The 15,295-nt window shown below is 59.4% G+C and carries 16 protein-coding genes and 1 pseudogene; 8 read left to right on the forward strand and 9 right to left on the reverse strand.

The window, feature by feature from the left end:
* Nucleotides 1-125: 125 nt before the first annotated feature.
* From EXQ56_02780 to EXQ56_02810, 7 genes and pseudogenes are all read right to left on the reverse strand, one after another.
* Nucleotides 126-2,024, reverse strand: coding sequence for a glucose sorbosone dehydrogenase (locus EXQ56_02780; GenBank protein MSO19377.1), 1,899 nt, complete (start codon nucleotides 2,022-2,024; stop codon nucleotides 126-128).
* A gap of 545 nt (nucleotides 2,025-2,569) precedes the next feature.
* Nucleotides 2,570-3,514 (reverse strand): annotated as a pseudogene (locus EXQ56_02785) (hypothetical protein).
* 325 nt (nucleotides 3,515-3,839) lie between these two features.
* The gene (locus EXQ56_02790; protein MSO19378.1) at nucleotides 3,840-5,579 is read right to left on the reverse strand and encodes a hypothetical protein; all 1,740 of its coding nucleotides are present in this window, start codon (nucleotides 5,577-5,579) and stop codon (nucleotides 3,840-3,842) included.
* A 212-nt stretch (nucleotides 5,580-5,791) separates the two neighbouring features.
* Nucleotides 5,792-6,127, reverse strand: a complete 336-nt coding sequence (locus tag EXQ56_02795) for a hypothetical protein (protein ID MSO19379.1) — start codon at nucleotides 6,125-6,127, stop codon at nucleotides 5,792-5,794.
* Between the two features lie 64 nt (nucleotides 6,128-6,191).
* Nucleotides 6,192-6,395, reverse strand: coding sequence for a hypothetical protein (locus tag EXQ56_02800; protein MSO19380.1), 204 nt, complete (start codon nucleotides 6,393-6,395; stop codon nucleotides 6,192-6,194).
* 254 nt (nucleotides 6,396-6,649) lie between these two features.
* A complete protein-coding gene (locus EXQ56_02805) occupies nucleotides 6,650-6,946 on the reverse strand; it encodes a hypothetical protein (GenBank protein ID MSO19381.1) in 297 nt (98 codons plus the stop codon).
* A 123-nt stretch (nucleotides 6,947-7,069) separates the two neighbouring features.
* Nucleotides 7,070-8,146, reverse strand: coding sequence for a peptide chain release factor 1 (locus tag EXQ56_02810; GenBank protein MSO19382.1), 1,077 nt, complete (start codon nucleotides 8,144-8,146; stop codon nucleotides 7,070-7,072).
* A 704-nt stretch (nucleotides 8,147-8,850) separates the two neighbouring features.
* On the opposite strand from EXQ56_02810, the gene EXQ56_02815 reads away from it, so the two are divergent.
* The 4 genes from EXQ56_02815 (at nucleotide 8,851) to EXQ56_02830 (ending at nucleotide 10,719) form a co-directional block, all read left to right on the forward strand.
* On the forward strand, nucleotides 8,851-9,177 hold the full coding sequence (locus EXQ56_02815) for a response regulator transcription factor (GenBank protein MSO19383.1): 327 nt from the start codon (nucleotides 8,851-8,853) through the stop codon (nucleotides 9,175-9,177).
* A 101-nt stretch (nucleotides 9,178-9,278) separates the two neighbouring features.
* On the forward strand, nucleotides 9,279-9,596 hold the full coding sequence (locus EXQ56_02820; GenBank protein MSO19384.1) for a PilZ domain-containing protein: 318 nt from the start codon (nucleotides 9,279-9,281) through the stop codon (nucleotides 9,594-9,596).
* Nucleotides 9,597-9,756: 160 nt separating this feature from the next.
* The gene (locus tag EXQ56_02825) at nucleotides 9,757-10,011 is read left to right on the forward strand and encodes a hypothetical protein (protein MSO19385.1); all 255 of its coding nucleotides are present in this window, start codon (nucleotides 9,757-9,759) and stop codon (nucleotides 10,009-10,011) included.
* 111 nt (nucleotides 10,012-10,122) lie between these two features.
* Nucleotides 10,123-10,719, forward strand: coding sequence for a hypothetical protein (locus EXQ56_02830; protein ID MSO19386.1), 597 nt, complete (start codon nucleotides 10,123-10,125; stop codon nucleotides 10,717-10,719).
* Here EXQ56_02830 and EXQ56_02835 read toward each other — a convergent pair.
* Both EXQ56_02835 and EXQ56_02840 read right to left on the reverse strand, forming a co-directional pair.
* Complete coding sequence (locus EXQ56_02835; GenBank protein ID MSO19387.1) at nucleotides 10,681-10,971, reverse strand: hypothetical protein; 291 nt, start codon at nucleotides 10,969-10,971, stop codon at nucleotides 10,681-10,683. The two genes, EXQ56_02830 and EXQ56_02835, sit on opposite strands and share 39 nt — an antisense overlap.
* 45 nt (nucleotides 10,972-11,016) lie before the next feature.
* The gene (locus tag EXQ56_02840) at nucleotides 11,017-11,409 is read right to left on the reverse strand and encodes a hypothetical protein (protein ID MSO19388.1); all 393 of its coding nucleotides are present in this window, start codon (nucleotides 11,407-11,409) and stop codon (nucleotides 11,017-11,019) included.
* 234 nt (nucleotides 11,410-11,643) lie between these two features.
* Here EXQ56_02840 and tsaD point away from each other — a divergent pair, with 234 nt between their 5' ends.
* From tsaD to EXQ56_02860, 4 genes are all read left to right on the forward strand, one after another.
* Nucleotides 11,644-12,870: a tRNA (adenosine(37)-N6)-threonylcarbamoyltransferase complex transferase subunit TsaD gene (gene tsaD, locus EXQ56_02845; GenBank protein ID MSO19389.1), complete on the forward strand. Its 1,227-nt coding sequence runs from the start codon at nucleotides 11,644-11,646 to the stop codon at nucleotides 12,868-12,870.
* A gap of 118 nt (nucleotides 12,871-12,988) precedes the next feature.
* A complete protein-coding gene (locus tag EXQ56_02850) occupies nucleotides 12,989-13,663 on the forward strand; it encodes a sigma-70 family RNA polymerase sigma factor (GenBank protein MSO19390.1) in 675 nt (224 codons plus the stop codon).
* A 204-nt stretch (nucleotides 13,664-13,867) separates the two neighbouring features.
* Nucleotides 13,868-14,572 (forward strand): hypothetical protein, encoded by a 705-nt coding sequence (locus EXQ56_02855; protein ID MSO19391.1) that lies wholly within the window; start codon nucleotides 13,868-13,870, stop codon nucleotides 14,570-14,572.
* A 72-nt stretch (nucleotides 14,573-14,644) separates the two neighbouring features.
* The gene (locus EXQ56_02860) at nucleotides 14,645-15,292 is read left to right on the forward strand and encodes a hypothetical protein (GenBank protein ID MSO19392.1); all 648 of its coding nucleotides are present in this window, start codon (nucleotides 14,645-14,647) and stop codon (nucleotides 15,290-15,292) included.
* Nucleotides 15,293-15,295: the final 3 nt, after the last annotated feature.

The following is a 15,295-nucleotide window of genomic DNA, read 5'->3' on the forward strand; positions in this document are numbered from 1 at the left end:
TTCGTTAGGCAGGCAGAATGGTGCTGGACTTCCAGACTGTACAACCAGACTGTTCAACTAAAGTTACCGCCTACCCAAGAGTCTACTCCCATTTCGCTGTGGCCGATGGCTAGCAGGCCCGTGCGTCAGCGTGGATTGCGCTTTTGCTTCGTGTAGGTGGCCGTGAACGTAGTGTTCACCGCCGGCACGGTGATCTGGTGCGTGGCCGCGCCGTTGTCGGGCCAGCGCGTGAAGTCGTATGTGCCGTTCGGACGCGTTTGCGTGGCGGCTGCGCCGATTGTTCTAAACATTCCGACAACGGCGGTGAACGAGTAGGTCGCGGTAATGGGCTGGCCATCCAGTGTCAGAGCGAAGCCGCCGGGATTGCTGGACAGGGTTACCGTTACGGTGCGGGGCAGCACATCGCGGGTGGTGATGTGCTCCAGCCCGGCTGAGTCGCGGACCTTCAACTCGATGCGGTAGAAGACATTGGTCGCGGTCTCACCGGTCGTCGGAATATTGAACGAGCCCGTGGTGATGCCCGAGGTCGGAAGCAGCACCGGATGGGTGTGGTCGGCGTGATGGAAGTTCACCGTCCAGGTGAAGGCGCTGGGCGGGAGGGTTCCATCCTGAATGTCGGTGCCGGTGCCGCCGAAGGTGATGGTGTTGCCGCCGCTGTACAGGCTGCCTACGGCAGGCGAGGTGATGGTGCCGGTGGGCGGCGTGTTCGATGTCACCGACAGCGTTGCCATGTCGCTCAATGCCGAGCCGAAGGCGTTGCTCGCAAAGCAGTGGAAGAAGTCACCATGCTGCGAGGCCAGCGCCGGAGGCGTGGTGTAGCTGGATGCGTTCGCGCCGGGGATATCCCCGCCGTTGCGCCGCCATTGGTAAGTGATGGGCGCAGCGCCGGTGGTGCTGACGGTGAACGTCGCGGTCTGGCCCACGGCGACCGTTTGATTGGTGGGCATCAGCGTGAAAGACGGTGGCTGCTCATTGTTCGGAAATTGAATCTTCCATACCGCGCCCGTTCCGCGCGCCAGATAATGCAGACTGCCATCACTGGCCACTTGCAGGTCCACTGGAAACGATATGCCCGAGGCGAAGTCCGAGGCGGTTCCCGTGGCTGGGTTGAACTGGCGAATCCATCCGCTACAGTAGTCCGCGAAAAAATATTTACCCAGGTAGATGGCCGGAAACTGCTCAGTGGCGGGGTTGTAAAATGCCCCACCGACGATGGCGCAGCCCGTGGTGGGGCTGGAGCCGTGCGCATACGCGAACAACGGTTCCACGAAACTGGGATTGCCGCAGACGCCTTCGCAGGTGGGCCATCCGTAATTTTCTCCGGCCAGCCCGTCGTTGATTTCTTCCCAGGTGTTCTGACCCACGTCATTGATGAACATGCGCCCGCTGCCCGGCTGAAACGCAAACGTAAACGGATTGCGCAAGCCCCGCGCCCATATGGCGCGGTTGTCATTCAGGGCCGTGTTGTAGAACGGATTGTCGGTGGGAATCGTGCCGTCGGTATTGATGCGCAGCATCTTGCCCAGGCGGTTGGTCAGCGCCTGCGCATTCGAGCCGACCGCGTTCTCGCCCACGGCTATATAGAGTTTGCCGTCCGGGCCGAAGTGCATGGCGCCGCCGTTGTGATTTGTAGCGGAGAGATTTTCGAGATTGAGTATCTGTAGTTCGCTGCCCGCTACGGCCAGGTCGCCCGCGGCCGTGAAGCGGCTGACCCGATTATGAATCGGCGAAGCCGAGGTGGTGTAGTAGAGGTAGATGAAATTATTGTTGGCGAAGTCTGGATCAAAGGCGACGCCCAGCAGGCCGCGCTCGCCCGTGGCGTTAACGGAAACGGTGAGGAATGGCGTGCCCAACAGCGCGCCGTTCTTGATGACGCGGAGCGCTCCGCCCTGCAGCGCGACAAACAGGCGACCGTCAGGTGCAAAAGCCATCGCCGTGGGATTGGCCAGGCCGCTGGCCACCTGCGTCTCAGTGAATCCCGCGGGCAGCGTCGCCGCGCGGAGGTGCGCGCCGCCGGCGATCATAGTGAGCGCCAGGGTGAGCGCTAGCACGAAGGCCGCACCATGTGCGCGGATAGTTTGACGAAGGGTAATCGGAATCATGGTCACCTCAAAGGGCGGCGAACAACGCCGCAACAGATTCATCGAATTGCTTTCGGGGGGAGGATGCTACCGCTACAGTGTAACTGGCTCGCTGCCGGCCAGCCAGTCCCAGTGGGACGTATTGTGATTACTCGATTACCTGCCGGCAATTGGAGCAGGCAGGGTCTGGAAACTTCGCAATACTATTTGGCCTTGGCGCTGGCCTGGTTGGATATTCCGCTTTCGCCGACGGCGTTCGCCGCGGTAACCACGTAGTAATAGGTTACGCCGGTCTGCAGGCCGGTGTTGCTGTAAGACGTGGTGGTCACGCCAGAGACGATGGTGGTGTACGGGCCGCCGCTTACGGTCGAGTGCTTTACTCGATAGCTGGTCGCGCCGGGCGAAGCGGTCCACGTCAGGTTGATCTTCTTCTTCGCGCCGGTGGCAGTGAGGCCTGTCGGCGCGGCGGGCGGCGTCGCGGGGCCGAGCGGCCAGGTGTCATTCAGCGCGGGCACCCAGTCCGCTGCGGTGCGGAACAGCGGGTCCTGCTCGTTGTGAATAAATTTGCCCGTGTAGAGCGACGCGGCGATTCCGCAGACGCTGCCGGGGAACACTTCGTTCAGCAGGCGACCCTGCACATTGTCTGTGGCGTTCAAGCTGCACGCGCCGGTGCCGGGCGTGTCGATGAGCCACGTCGGGTGATAGGTCAGCATGTTGTTCTTCAGCGCGACAATCTTGTCGCCCGCCGCCGGAACCACGTTGCGGCCGTGCGAGAGATACGCATTGGTGTTGGGGCAGGTGGCCTCGGCCATGCCGTGCCACTGGATGGCGTTCCAGCTCTGGCCCGCGTAAAAATCCTTCAACTCCTCGTTGGCCGGGTGGTACATGTTGTTCACATTGTGCGCGCAGTCGGCCTGATTGTAATCAGACTGGCAAGTGCTGACCACGGTGTTGGCGTCGCGATGCGCGCCGCACATCAGGTAACTGCGTGAGTTGGTTTCGCGGAAGGCCAGTACGGCCTCGACCTCGGTGGTGCTGTCGGAGATGGGGTGCGGCGCCTGCTGGCTCAGTTCGCGCTGCGCCTGCGCGTTGACGATGAACGTTCCCCAGCCGCGATCCACTTTGCCGTTGCTGTTCGAGTCCTGCACTTCCATGAACAGGCAATAACTCTTCGCGTTGCTTGCGTCAGTGAAAGTGCGTAGTTGCATGATGCCGGTCAGCGTGGCGGGCAGCGGGAAACTGCACGAACCGCCGAGCATCTGGCGGACCACCCAGCGGAAGTCAGCCTGCTGCGTCGAGTTGGGGACGACGAAGCCGTTCGAGCCGTTGCCCGGCATCTGCGTGCGGATGCAGGTGGCCAGCGCGTCCAGCGTGGTGGACGTAGCGCAGGTCAAATCCGCCGCGCGAGCGGTTTGCGGGATCACCGCGAGCATAGTCGTGAAAATGAATAAGCAAGCCAGGCTGAATCGACGCATGAAAGGTTCCTCCGCGACGCTAAATTGACGCCAAGGAATAGGATCGCCCGCGCGAGGCGCTAGAGAAATGGGACTCAGGTCCGCATTTAAGGGCGACCCAAAGTACTATCCATGCCAAGGCGGAACAGGTCGATCAAGCAGATTGTCGGCACACTACCGGAGCTGTCATTCCGAGCGCAGCGAGGAATCTGCTTTTCCTGTGGCCGAAGCGAACACACAGTAGATTCCTCGCTGCGCTCGGAATGACAATTACAAGGGTTTCAATAAAGAAGCAAAAGCCGTGCTACTCCAGCGGCTCGACTTTTATGATGGTGCCTTCCAGATTGTTTCCGATCCAAAACGTCGGCGGGTTGGTCAGGTTATCGACGTTCACGCGGCGGATGTTGGTGGTGCTGGGCAGCAGATATTCGGTGGTCTCGCCGGTCTTGGTGTTCACGCGCACCACTTGATCGTTGTTCATGCCGCCGGCCCAGGCGTATCCGGCCTTGTCGGAGATGGCGTCGTACACATTGGTCCAAGGAGTGGGCACGGGATATTCGGTGAACTTCTCGGTCCTGGTGTCGAGCATCCCAATCTTATTGCCGCGAAATTCGGCGAACCACAGACGGTCCTCGGCGTCCATGTGCCCGCGCCGCGGGCCGGCATCGGGAGTGGGCGTGGCGTAGGGCGTGATCTTGCCGGTCTTGGCGTCCATCTTGATGATGTACGTGCCGTTCAGATTCAACCCATAGAAATTATTCTTCGAGTCCGACGACACGCCATACGCGCTGAGCCGGGGGACGCGCGCGCCGGCGGGCTGCCCCGCGTCATAATCAATGGCTTTCCACTCGCCCGTCTTGGTGTTCACCTGATACTCGCTGTCGCCGCCGATCCACACGTTGCCGTCAACATCATTGTTGATGGGCATGACCATGGCGATGCGCGCTTCGTCGCGCTCCATAAATTTCGGCGAGCCCCAGGTCTGGAATTTCTTTGCCTTGCGATCGAACTTGGCGAGGCTCCCCTGGAACATGGTGCCCATCCAGATGTCGCCCATCTTGTCAAACACCAGGTCGAGCGAGCCGACCGGCGCGCCGGGCTTGGTGATGGGCAGCGGATACTCGACCGTCTTGGCGGTTCGGGGATCGAGCGTGCCCAGCACGTGCGAGCCGAAATCGGCGTACCAGATCATGCCGTCCGAGTCGGCGGCCACATCATGCGGCAGCGTCTCGGAGCGCGGCAGATCGTACTCGGTGATGATCACACGGGTGGACTTGCCCTTGGGGCGCGGCAGCGTCTTCAGCGCATACTGCCACTTGGAGACGGCGCTGAGATTAATGGTGCTCATGAACTCGGCGGTGCGGTTGGTGGCCTCGCGCTGCACGGGCCGCTCGCCCTCGCGCCCGGCGCCGGACATGTCGTCGGTGGCCGTTGTGCTGGCCCCGCGCGTGTTGGGGCGCAACTGCGGACGCAGCCGCGTGCTGCCCTGCGAGTAACGACTCATGCGATCCAGGATGCGCGGAAATTCCTTGGCCGTGTAGCGCGAGCGCACGATGGGTTCGAGCGTATGGCACTGCGTGCAGCCGAGCAGGCTGTGCTTCTGCTCCGCCGTCCCGGTCATGCTGGCGAGCCATTCGCCGTTCGAGAGTTGATACGCGAGGTCGGAGGTTTCTACTAACTTCAGATCAAGACTGGCCGTCTGCGCCGCAGTGATGTCCACCGCTGCGGCCTTCTCCAGCTCATACCCGACGGCGCGCATCTTCACCGCGTAATGCCCCGGCTCCAGACGATTGCGCGGGAAGCTGTAGCGGCCCTGCGCGTCGGTGGCCACGCTGACGGTGACCGTCCCACCATCGCGCTTCGCGCTGACCACCACGCCTTCCATCACCGGCTCCTTCGCCGAGCGGACCACGCCCGTCAGCGCGGCATCCTCGGCGGCCAACGCCGGCGCGATGAAGGCCGCTAGTATCGCAAGGCTAAGAGTAAGGGTCCTCAATGTATGTTGGGTCTGAAGCATGACATGCCTCCCACGGATTGGAATCATATGTAGCAAGTGCCACGAATTCTATGCCCTGGTGTGGAGAAGTGCAAGTGTTTATTGTTGGCCGGTAGTGTCCTATATCTGAGTTGCTGAATGGTGGGGGCCAGAATTGCCCGAAGGGCAATACCGTGAATAGCCGTAGGTGAAACCTACGGATCGGGAGCTCCTCACTTATCACTTGCCCGTGGGTACTTTCCGCTTCATCTCGTCATTGACTATGGTGGGCCAGTTTTGCACCACCCCAGCCTCATAATGATCTGCGTGGAGGCTTGCTGCGCTTCGCCGAATTTCAGCATCAGGAAACGCTGGACGTCGGGCGATACGTCGTAATTGGGGAAGGCAGCGGGAGCCATCAGATACGGCCCTTCAAAGAGGACTGTGGGATTACCGGCGGAAAAACCAGGTGGGGACAGGTCTCCGACCTGTCCCGAAGCGGCAGGCAGGAATGCCTGCCCCACTTGCACATCCACCGCAATCACCTTGTTGCCGCAGCGGTAAAACGGTTCGCCGCCTTGGGGACGCCAGACTTTCACCGGTAAGCTGTCGAACATGCTCGGCACACAACAAAAAAGGCAGTGTCCGAAGACACTGCCCTGATGGATATCCAGTCGCTTACTATTCTTCGCAAAACTCGTGATCCAATTCGTGGTCGAGCAGATGGGTGAACAAGCCGACTTTATCCACAATGATACAGGGGCCGTTATTGTCGTTCGTTTGGTGCCAAACCGGATAACCGCCCTGTGGGCCGTCGCCCTTTTCTGCGCTGAGTTGGTTCACGGCGGCGGCTCCCACTAGGGCAGCCGCGATGGCGAGTAACATAGAGTCTTCTTCATGGTTGATTATTCTCCTGGGGGAACAGATTCAGACTCCTGCATTCTGTGAGGAGCCCAAGAAACTGTTATGAGTAATATGAACAAAATCGGCAGATATGGTCCTATACGTACTGGGACTGCCAGCTAACACTTCGAGGTCATTATCGGAAAGCAGAATGACAGAATCGTAATGGTCAGTGATGAGTGATAAATCGACTCCGGTCTCCCCATCTCCATCAAAAACTTTCAGGCGCGGCGGGATTAGCGCACCAGGCCTTCGCGCACCAGCATCTTCAAAAGGGTCTGGTAGCCGATGCCCTTGCGTTCCGCGATCTTGCGGGCTTGCGCGAGATCGGTTTCCGGCAGGCGGAGCGCGATCTGCACGCTGCTCTTCTTATTGAGACTCGCCACTAGACTCGATCCTCCGGTTTTGATTGCTTTCGATTTAATATCAGCGGATTTTAGTTTCACAAAAGCGCGCCCTGCCGGGCTGGCCCACCAGTCGGCCTCCGCGCTCTCGCTCCTAAATTTGGGCATCTGTCCCAATTTCCTGGTCATAGGTCACCATTCTGCCGTCCGCCTTTTTGTATATGTAATGCAGATACAGATAAACATAAACATTCCAGAAAAAGCCCACGGCACAGGAATCGTGCCGTGGCTACCAAACTAGCGGGAATTTTCTTACGCGGCTTGCGCGCCCTTCAGGCGCTCGGACTGATAGTGCGTGGTGAGCGCGTCGATGATGGGCGCGAGCTTGCCGTTCATGATGGCCTCGAGTTGGTGGACGGACATGCCGATGCGGTGATCGGTCATGCGGTCCTGAGGGAAGTTGTAGGTGCGTATTTTTTCGCTGCGGTCGCCGGAGCCAACCATCGAGCGGCGCTCCTCGGCCATGGCCGCATTCTGCTTGGCCTGCTCCAGGTCGAGCAGGCGGCTGCGTAGCACGCGCAGGGCCTTGGCCTTGTTCTTGATCTGCGACTTCTCATCCTGGCACGAGACCACCGTGCCGGTGGGCAGGTGCGTGATGCGCACGGCGGAGTAGGTGGTGTTCACCGACTGGCCGCCTGGCCCCGAGGAGCAAAACGTATCGATGCGAATGTCCTTGTTCTCGATCTTGATATCCACTTCCTCGGCTTCGGGAAGCACCGCGACGGTAACGGCGGAGGTGTGAATGCGCCCCTGCTGCTCGGTGGCCGGGACGCGCTGCACGCGGTGCACGCCGCTCTCATACTTCAGTTTGCTGAAGACGCCGCGGCCTTCGATCACCGCGATCACTTCCTTCACGCCATTCACCGACGAGTGACTGACCGACATCACTTCGACCTTCCAGCCCTGCGTCTCAGCGTAGCGCGTGTACATGCGGAAAATCTCTTCGGCGAACAGCGTCGCCTCGTCGCCGCCAGTGCCTGCACGGACTTCCACGACCACATTCTTCTCGTCGTTGGGGTCCTTCGGCAGCAGCAAAACCTTCAGCTCGGCCTCGATGGCTGCGAGCTTCGGCTCAAGCTCGGCGATCTCCGCCTGGGCCATGGCGCGCATCTCCGGGTCGGACTCCTGCATCATCTCGCGCGAGCCGGCCAGCGTCTGCTCGACGCCCTTCCACTCGCGATACTTATCGACAATATCGGCGAGCTCGCGGTGCGCCTTGGCGAGCTTCGAGTAAAGCGCCGTATCGTCGATGGTTCCGGGACGTCCGAGCTCTTCGCTGAGCGTTTCGAAGCGCGCTTCGGTCTCTTTCAATTTGTCGAATAAGGACATGGTGATACCGTAGAAATTTCCGGGGCCCAAAAGGCCAATTCCCACAATACGAGGAAAGCCGCGGGCAAGTCAAACGAACGGTTGGATTTCTACGTTAGATGTCTATCGCGGGGCGCCAACAGGGATGGCCGGGAGATTGGGGTTGCTGGCGATGCCATTCTGCGGCTATAGCCGCATTTCTTTCTTGACTCGTCGACGCACGGGAACTAGACGTGGCATCCTGTATGCCACGGCGCGTTTAAAAATGGGCTTACGGACCTGTTCTATGCAGCGTGCTGTAAAGCAATTTACTGTCACGATTCTGTGAGGGCGGAACAGCGCTACTTCTAAGGACCACCTGACTTGCTTCCTCCTCCAAAGAGGAGGCGGAACGTCCAAGGAGACCCGGAATGTTGCAACCAGCACACCTGTCGCAGCGACGGCCATCGGCCCCGGCGCTCGTTCTGATAGATTCTTCTTTCGTGCCGGTTTGCTACAATGCGGAAGCGATCCGCGTGCTGATATACCCGCAAGACCCGGAGGACGTTCCATCTCTCCCCAAGCATATTGAGACCAAACTGCGGTCGGTTTCTTCCGTGCTGCGCCTTCCGCGCCGGGCTCCCGGCAGCGTGACCATCGAATCGGGCAGACGGCAGTATGTGGCCCGCACCTTCACCTTCAACAATCACCGCAAGCCGCCCGCCTCCCTCGCCAACGGCTACCCCATGCTCGCTCTCCTGTTGGAACGTCCGGAGCGCTACCCGAATGCCGCCCAGGAACGGGATCCCCTGGATGTCGTGCTGACTCTCATGCACGAGCGGCAGAAGCGCCACTCCGTAGATCTCTCCCCCATCGCCGCCCAGTTCCGCCTGACCCCGCGCGAGAAGGAGACATTGCAGTACCTGACTGAGGGACTGACAGGCAAAGAGATCGCCCATCAGATGCAGATCAGTCCGCATACCGTGAAAGCCTTCCTCCGGCTGGTGATGAGCAAAATGCAGGTCTCCCGGCGCATCGAGATCTTTGGGAAAATCCTCACCGTCGGCCATTAGGTCCGCCTGGGGGGCTGCTCCTGGCCTCCGTCCGAAATCACTCCCGGCTACTCCCTTTGGGGGATTGCAATACGCCCCCGATAGGACGATGATCCACAGCTATGGATCAGGCGGCAAATCACGAAAAGCGCTCCCACCCTCGCTATCCCGTGCGCGGCCAACTAACCGGAAACGTCCTGTCAGCGTTGTTGTCCCCCCTCCCGGGGTCGGAAGTGCCTTTTCAATGGACCATCCAAGATATCAGCCAGGGCGGGTTTGGCGTGCTCACGCCCTCAACTGTGAGCGTGATGACTCCCATCCGATGCGAGGTCCAACTGGACGATATGCCGGTGTCCATTCCCACTTTGGTTCAAGTCTGCTGGACAGAGAGAAACTCGTCCGGGGAGGGCGCCAGAGTCGGCCTCCACTTCCTACTTTAGACTCCGCAAGCGGATTAGTCCGTTCACGCTAGTCCAAAAGGATTAGTCCATCGGCGTAGTGAAACAATGGGATTGACGTGAAGTGGGAAGCAGTCGCATAACGGTACGCATTCTCTGAGAAATTACGGGAGCGGCCATGAAGCAATGGAGGTCATGCAGGATGAAGATTCTGTGGGTAGCGATCCTCGGCATTTTTACACTTCCCTTCAGCGCGCGGCTGGCTTCCGCCCAGGAGCCGGGAACTTCCCAGCAGCAGGCCGCCCAAGCGACTGCTTCCACCCAACAAGTGCCCGCTTCCGCCCAACAAGCGCCGGCCGTCTCCGCGCAGGCCGCCCCCCAGCGTCCGCGAATCACCTTCAAGGAAGGTTTGGTAACTGTGCGGGCTAAGGACACCTCCGCGCGCTGGCTAGTGTAGGAAATCGCCCGCGAGGCGCGCATCGTCCTTCAGATTGATCCCCAGGCGGCCGATCAGAATGCCTCCGTCGAGTTCGAGGGGATTCCGGTGGATGCGGCGGTGCAGTAACTCCTGAAAGATTTCGATGCCTTCTACTTTTACGGCGTGGACGACGAAAAACCCCCGGCCCGTCTCCAAATCGTTTGGGTCTATCCCAAGGGCAAAGGGGCCGGCCTGGAGCCCACTCCACCGGAGCAGTGGGCCAGCACCAAGGAGCTAAAGGAACAGTTGGCCAGCAAGAATCCCGAGGCCCGCGCCAATGCCATCGAGCAACTCGTCGAGCGCCTGGTGGACGGAGCCCAGAACGACGTGCTGGAAGCCCTTGGCGACCTCGACTCCAGTGTTCGTACCCGAGCCCTCTATGCCGCGCAGGAGATTGGCTTGGACTTGCCCCCCAGCCGACTTTCGGAGGTGGCCATTTCCGACCAGTCCTCCTTTGCCCGCTTTCTGGCCCTGGACGCCGTCGGCGGCAACCGCGAATACCAGTGGGTCGTGGAGCGCGCCCTCAACGATCCCGACAAATACGTCCAGGCCAAGGCCAAGGAGATTCTGGAGCGGCAGAAGTGGGCGGACGAAGCCAGGCACCCGCCGCCGCCGCCGCAGACACAGCAGGAGCTTCAGCAACAGCAATCAGGGGCTGCGAATCAGCCCGTTGGCATTGGTGTCTAGAAACGAGCTAGGTACCAACGATCCGGGCACCTCGAAGAACGAGCCGACGATCCGCGTGCCATTTGAATACCCCGCGGAGGCGGATATGCCCCCGAATCCATTGTCGGTGGGACTCTCGATGCCGCCCGATTCCCAGCTAATGCGGTCGTAGTTGAACTCGATGTCAAAATTGCCCGCGCCGGTGTCAGAGCGGTCAATGAGCACCACTTGGAAACTATTCAGCTTGTCGCCTTGGGAGATGTAGTAGCCCACATTAACGTAATTGACCCCGAAGGCCCTGCGGCCATTGACCGTGTCCTAGCCAAAGCGAACCACTTCGGATAGAGATGAGTTGGTGTCCACGTCCGCCCAAAACGGCGCGATCATGGGTACTGTAACGCTGGAAAGCCCTTCCGGAGAAAAGGCGGTAAGCGTGCTGCCAAAGGTGACGTTTCCATTGTTATTCACAAACACGCTGGAATGCTGGCTTCCAAAAAAGTTGAGCGGGAATCCCAGAGGCTGCGCCGAGTCCACCGAGCTATCATCGGTGCGGAAATGGCTGTTGGCCCGAAAACCAGCATTGGTCCGCACTGCCTGCGCAGAGGCTTGGGGCGCTGCCAGCGTGGCGATGGCGAGCAATCCAGTCCAACTGGCCATACTGCACAGCAAGGCGCGCAACGAACATCGCGGGCGAAGAGTGAATTCAGACATCAGCTTGATTTCCCCCAATTGGAAGTTCCCCGCAGGCCTTCTGGGGACGCTCCAATACTGGTGCGGCGTTTCATGCTTCATGCAATTCCTTTGATCTTAATTCTATTCCGTCCGTGATTGCTGTCAAGTGAAATGCTCCAGAACGCGGCACATCGTTAGGTCCCGAATGGGAATGACGCAACTTCGCGTAGGGAGACGCAACATCGGGTAGGATGGAGAGTGGAGTGTCCTGAGATGGCTCAATTGCAGAGTTCAGCGCGCGATCAACGTCCGGTAGTGATCCTCGGCATCGAGTCGTCGTGCGATGAAACGGCGGCGGCGGTGGTCGAAGACGGCGCCCGCGTGCGCTCCTCTGTTGTCGCGTCGCAGATGGCCACGCATGGCAAGTTCGAGGGCATCGTGCCGGAGCTGGCCAGCCGCGAGCATCTGCGCAACATTGTTCCCGTGGTGCGCGAGGCCATGGAGAAGGCGGAGCTGAAGTACTCCGAGATGGACGCCATTGCCGTAACGCACGGGCCGGGGCTGGCGGGTGCGCTGCTGGTGGGGCTCACGTACGCCAAGTCGCTGGCGCTGGCGCTGGACAAGCCACTCATCGCGGTGAACCATCTCGAGGGGCACATCCACGCTGTGCTGCTTGAGGAGCGCTTGCAGGGCCGCGCCGAGCCGGAGTTGCCCGCGTTGTCGCTGGTGGTCAGCGGTGGGCACACTATGCTGGTGGTGAGCGAGGAGCGCGAAAGGCTCTGTGAAGGAAGTGAGGCCGGGGAAGTGGCTGGGGAAGACGCCCTGGTCCTGCGCCATCGCATCATCGGCCGCACGCGCGACGATGCTGCGGGCGAGGCGTTTGATAAAGTGGCAAAGCTGCTCGGCTTCGGCTATCCCGGCGGCCCGGTGATTGACAAGCTGGCGCGCCTCGGCAATCCACGCGCCGTCGAGTTCACCCGCCCCAGGATGAAGGGCAACGCGCTCGACTTCAGCTTCAGCGGCATCAAGACCGCCGTGCTCCGCTACGTGCAATCCGGCGGCATGCCATCTGGTAGTGACATAAACGCCGAGATTGAGGCGCGACGCCTACTGAGGAGTGAGTCGCTCCGCCAGCATCTCGATATGACTCCCGTGGAACTATTCGACAAGATGCTTGCCACTTGCTCCACGCAGACGCTCGATCTGATCGCCAGCTTCCAACGCGCCGTGGTCGATGATCTTGTCGAGCACTGCCACGAGGCTGCCGAGCAGGAAGGGATCAACTCCGTATTCCTCACCGGCGGCGTGGCCGCCAACTCCGAACTGCGCGAGCGCTTCGCCAGCTTCGGTGAGCGCATCGCGCCGACCTATTTCCCGCGCCTGAATCTCTCGACCGACAACGCCGCCATGATCGCCGCCGCGGCCTACCCCAAGTTTCTCGCTCGCGACTTCGCCGGCTTTGAAGTGGCCGCAGATCCCACGCTCGCCCTCGGTGGCTAGTCTTCTCCGCTGGTCAACTAGAAACTTTCTAGGTAGTGTGCTTCCAGGCACGTCGTGCTCGGTCGCCAAATGATTCAATGTGTTATAGTTAAGGAAATCTTCAAGACCGCCAGACTTTTTGGCTTGTTGGCGCGTCTTCTCTATCGGGAGCGGATGGTTGTTTGATTCAACTGAGACCGATGCCCAGTTGGTGGCCCGCACGAGACGGGGCGACCTTGATGCCTTCAACGTGCTGGTGTCGCGCTGGGAGAAGCGGCTCTACAACTACCTTCTGCGCCTGCTGAGCAATCGCCCGGGATTTCGTGAGGACGCGCTCGACCTGTGTCAGGATGCGTTCCTCAAAGCGTATCAGAGCATTGCGTCGCTCGAAGACGCCGCAAAGTTTCCCGGTTGGTTATATCGCATTGCTCACAACTTGGCGTACTCCGAACTGCGCCGTCCCGCGCTCATGGTAAGCATGGATGATCGGTTCGACGAGAGTGGTCCCGAGGATAGAAAAGGCGAATGCATTCCGATACGCAATTCGTTGGCGTGGTCCAGGGCTTCCGGCGGCTCCAGCCGGGAGTTGGAACTGGCTGTGGCGAGCGCGCTCGACTCACTGCCCGCCGAGCAGCGCGAAGCCATTGTCCTCAAGGTGTATCACGGGTTTCTGTTTCAGGAAATTGCGGCGATCACTTCCTGCCCACTCAGCACTGTCAAGACACGCATCTACGCGGGCTTCGCGCAGTTACGAGCTGTCCTCGGCGACAGCGTGCCCAGTTTCCCGCGGGTAGCCCACGAACGGCCCTTGTAGCGCCGGACCCCAGTGGTCTCATAACTTTTTCTCCTATCAATTTTGATTGTGTAGTTCTTCACCCTTGCGGCAAGCCGGGAATCGATTTTTTCGCAGAATCGAGCACGCTCGAACTACGCTCATTCATGCGGATCGACTGGTTTTTCCCGCTTGCCGCCCCTCTCACTAGAAGCGTGGGATGTGGGAGTGAGTCAGGAGTGACATATGAAATGTGATGAAGTGAGATCGTTGCTTACAGACTTTGTCCTCGATGAGGTCTCACCGCACGATGGTCAAAGCGTACGCGATCATCTAGACCGGTGTTCTGCCTGTCAGCATCAGGAGGTCGAGGTGCGGGGGATGTTGAGGCTGCTCCAACGCAGTGAAGTGATCGATGAGGTTCCGCAGCGAATCCGCATCGCTGCCGATCCGTCATTACAACCGGAAGCGAGATGGCTCGCTGCCTTCTGGGGCAATGCCAGCCGCCTAGTCTTTGCAGGAGGGGCCATGGCGTGTCTGGCCGTAGGCCTCCTGGGGATATTTCAGGCACGATTGAGTTACGCGGAAGGCAGGATAGAGGTTGCGTTTGGCCCACAACCAGAGATTGGACCTACTCCTTCCTTGGTACAAGTCACGGAATATCCGATGCCGGCATCCGCAGGCACGCAACTCACCAGACAGGATGTGGTTAATCTTATTACTCAGTCATCGCAAGCTAGTGAAGTCCGGTTGCAGCAGAATGCCCAGAAACTGATTCAGGCTGTGGCATTGAAAGCGGACGAGCGTCGCGCCACGGATCTTCAGGACATGGCGGCGACATTCCGATATATGCAGGCTACCCAGACGAACATGTGGAAGGAACAAATCCAGAGTCAGCAGATTGTTGTTGCTCTGGCGCAGCGGACGGGAATGCAACTTTCTAATCAGTAATGATTAGTGAGTCGGAGTACCGAATAGCGGTACCACTCAGGTGCAGTGGACCTGTTCCAAGAAGGAGAGTGTATGAAGTCTCGATTGGTAGTAATCGCTATCGCGGGAGTGACTCTGGTTGGGTTAAACACCGTTTTCCAGAGCCCAGTGTCGGATGGGGTGCTCTCCAAGTCTGCTACTGTCTTGGCGGCCACCAGTCCATTGCTCCCGGCTACTGGCCTTCCTGCCGGCGTCGATCCCGTGTTGTTGAAGCGCCAGATTCAAGCATTTCAGGGAATACTGAATCAGAATCTGCAGCAGTCATTTGAGCAACCGTTTGGGCTTATGCAGGACATAAAAGGAATTTATTTGTCACGTTACGGCGTGGCTTTTCACATGGAAGTTAATCTAGTTCCGCTGCGAGTCCAATCGATGTTCGATTATCGCCCTTACACGGAAGAAGAGCTTCAGCGGACGCGCTCCGCCAAGGTAGCGCGAATTCAGCAACTAAAATTGCGCGTAAGCGAGATATTGCTGGCGAACGCGCAAGAACTTAGCGCGGTGCCCCTGGAGCAGCAAGTAGCCGTGGTGGTGCATCTGTTTAATATGCCTTCCGAGCGTATTGATGGTCTGCCCAGTCAGGTCGTGATTGAAATTAGTCGCAAAGCGATAGTTGAAGCTAAATCCACGGCTGGCAGTGTAGAAGATTTTCGTAAGCAAGTTGCAATTTCTGAATTGTAAGTC

The sequence above is a fragment of the Acidobacteriota bacterium genome (assembly GCA_009691245.1).
GTDB lineage: Bacteria > Acidobacteriota > Terriglobia > 2-12-FULL-54-10 > 2-12-FULL-54-10 > SHUM01.

Coding starts and splice junctions, on each gene's coding strand:
- EXQ56_02805 (MSO19381.1), bottom strand. CDS start 6,946: ATGACCAGGAAATTGGGACAGATGCCCAAATTTAGGAGCGAGAGCGCG.
- EXQ56_02825 (MSO19385.1), top strand. CDS start 9,757: ATGAAGATTCTGTGGGTAGCGATCCTCGGCATTTTTACACTTCCCTTC.
- EXQ56_02810 (MSO19382.1), bottom strand. CDS start 8,146: ATGTCCTTATTCGACAAATTGAAAGAGACCGAAGCGCGCTTCGAAACG.
- EXQ56_02860 (MSO19392.1), top strand. CDS start 14,645: ATGAAGTCTCGATTGGTAGTAATCGCTATCGCGGGAGTGACTCTGGTT.
- EXQ56_02820 (MSO19384.1), top strand. CDS start 9,279: ATGGATCAGGCGGCAAATCACGAAAAGCGCTCCCACCCTCGCTATCCC.
- EXQ56_02795 (MSO19379.1), bottom strand. CDS start 6,127: ATGTTCGACAGCTTACCGGTGAAAGTCTGGCGTCCCCAAGGCGGCGAA.
- EXQ56_02855 (MSO19391.1), top strand. CDS start 13,868: ATGAAATGTGATGAAGTGAGATCGTTGCTTACAGACTTTGTCCTCGAT.
- EXQ56_02800 (MSO19380.1), bottom strand. CDS start 6,395: ATGTTACTCGCCATCGCGGCTGCCCTAGTGGGAGCCGCCGCCGTGAAC.
- tsaD (MSO19389.1), top strand. CDS start 11,644: ATGGCTCAATTGCAGAGTTCAGCGCGCGATCAACGTCCGGTAGTGATC.
- EXQ56_02840 (MSO19388.1), bottom strand. CDS start 11,409: ATGTCTGAATTCACTCTTCGCCCGCGATGTTCGTTGCGCGCCTTGCTG.
- EXQ56_02790 (MSO19378.1), bottom strand. CDS start 5,579: ATGATTCCAATCCGTGGGAGGCATGTCATGCTTCAGACCCAACATACA.
- EXQ56_02815 (MSO19383.1), top strand. CDS start 8,851: ATGCTCGCTCTCCTGTTGGAACGTCCGGAGCGCTACCCGAATGCCGCC.
- EXQ56_02780 (MSO19377.1), bottom strand. CDS start 2,024: ATGATCGCCGGCGGCGCGCACCTCCGCGCGGCGACGCTGCCCGCGGGA.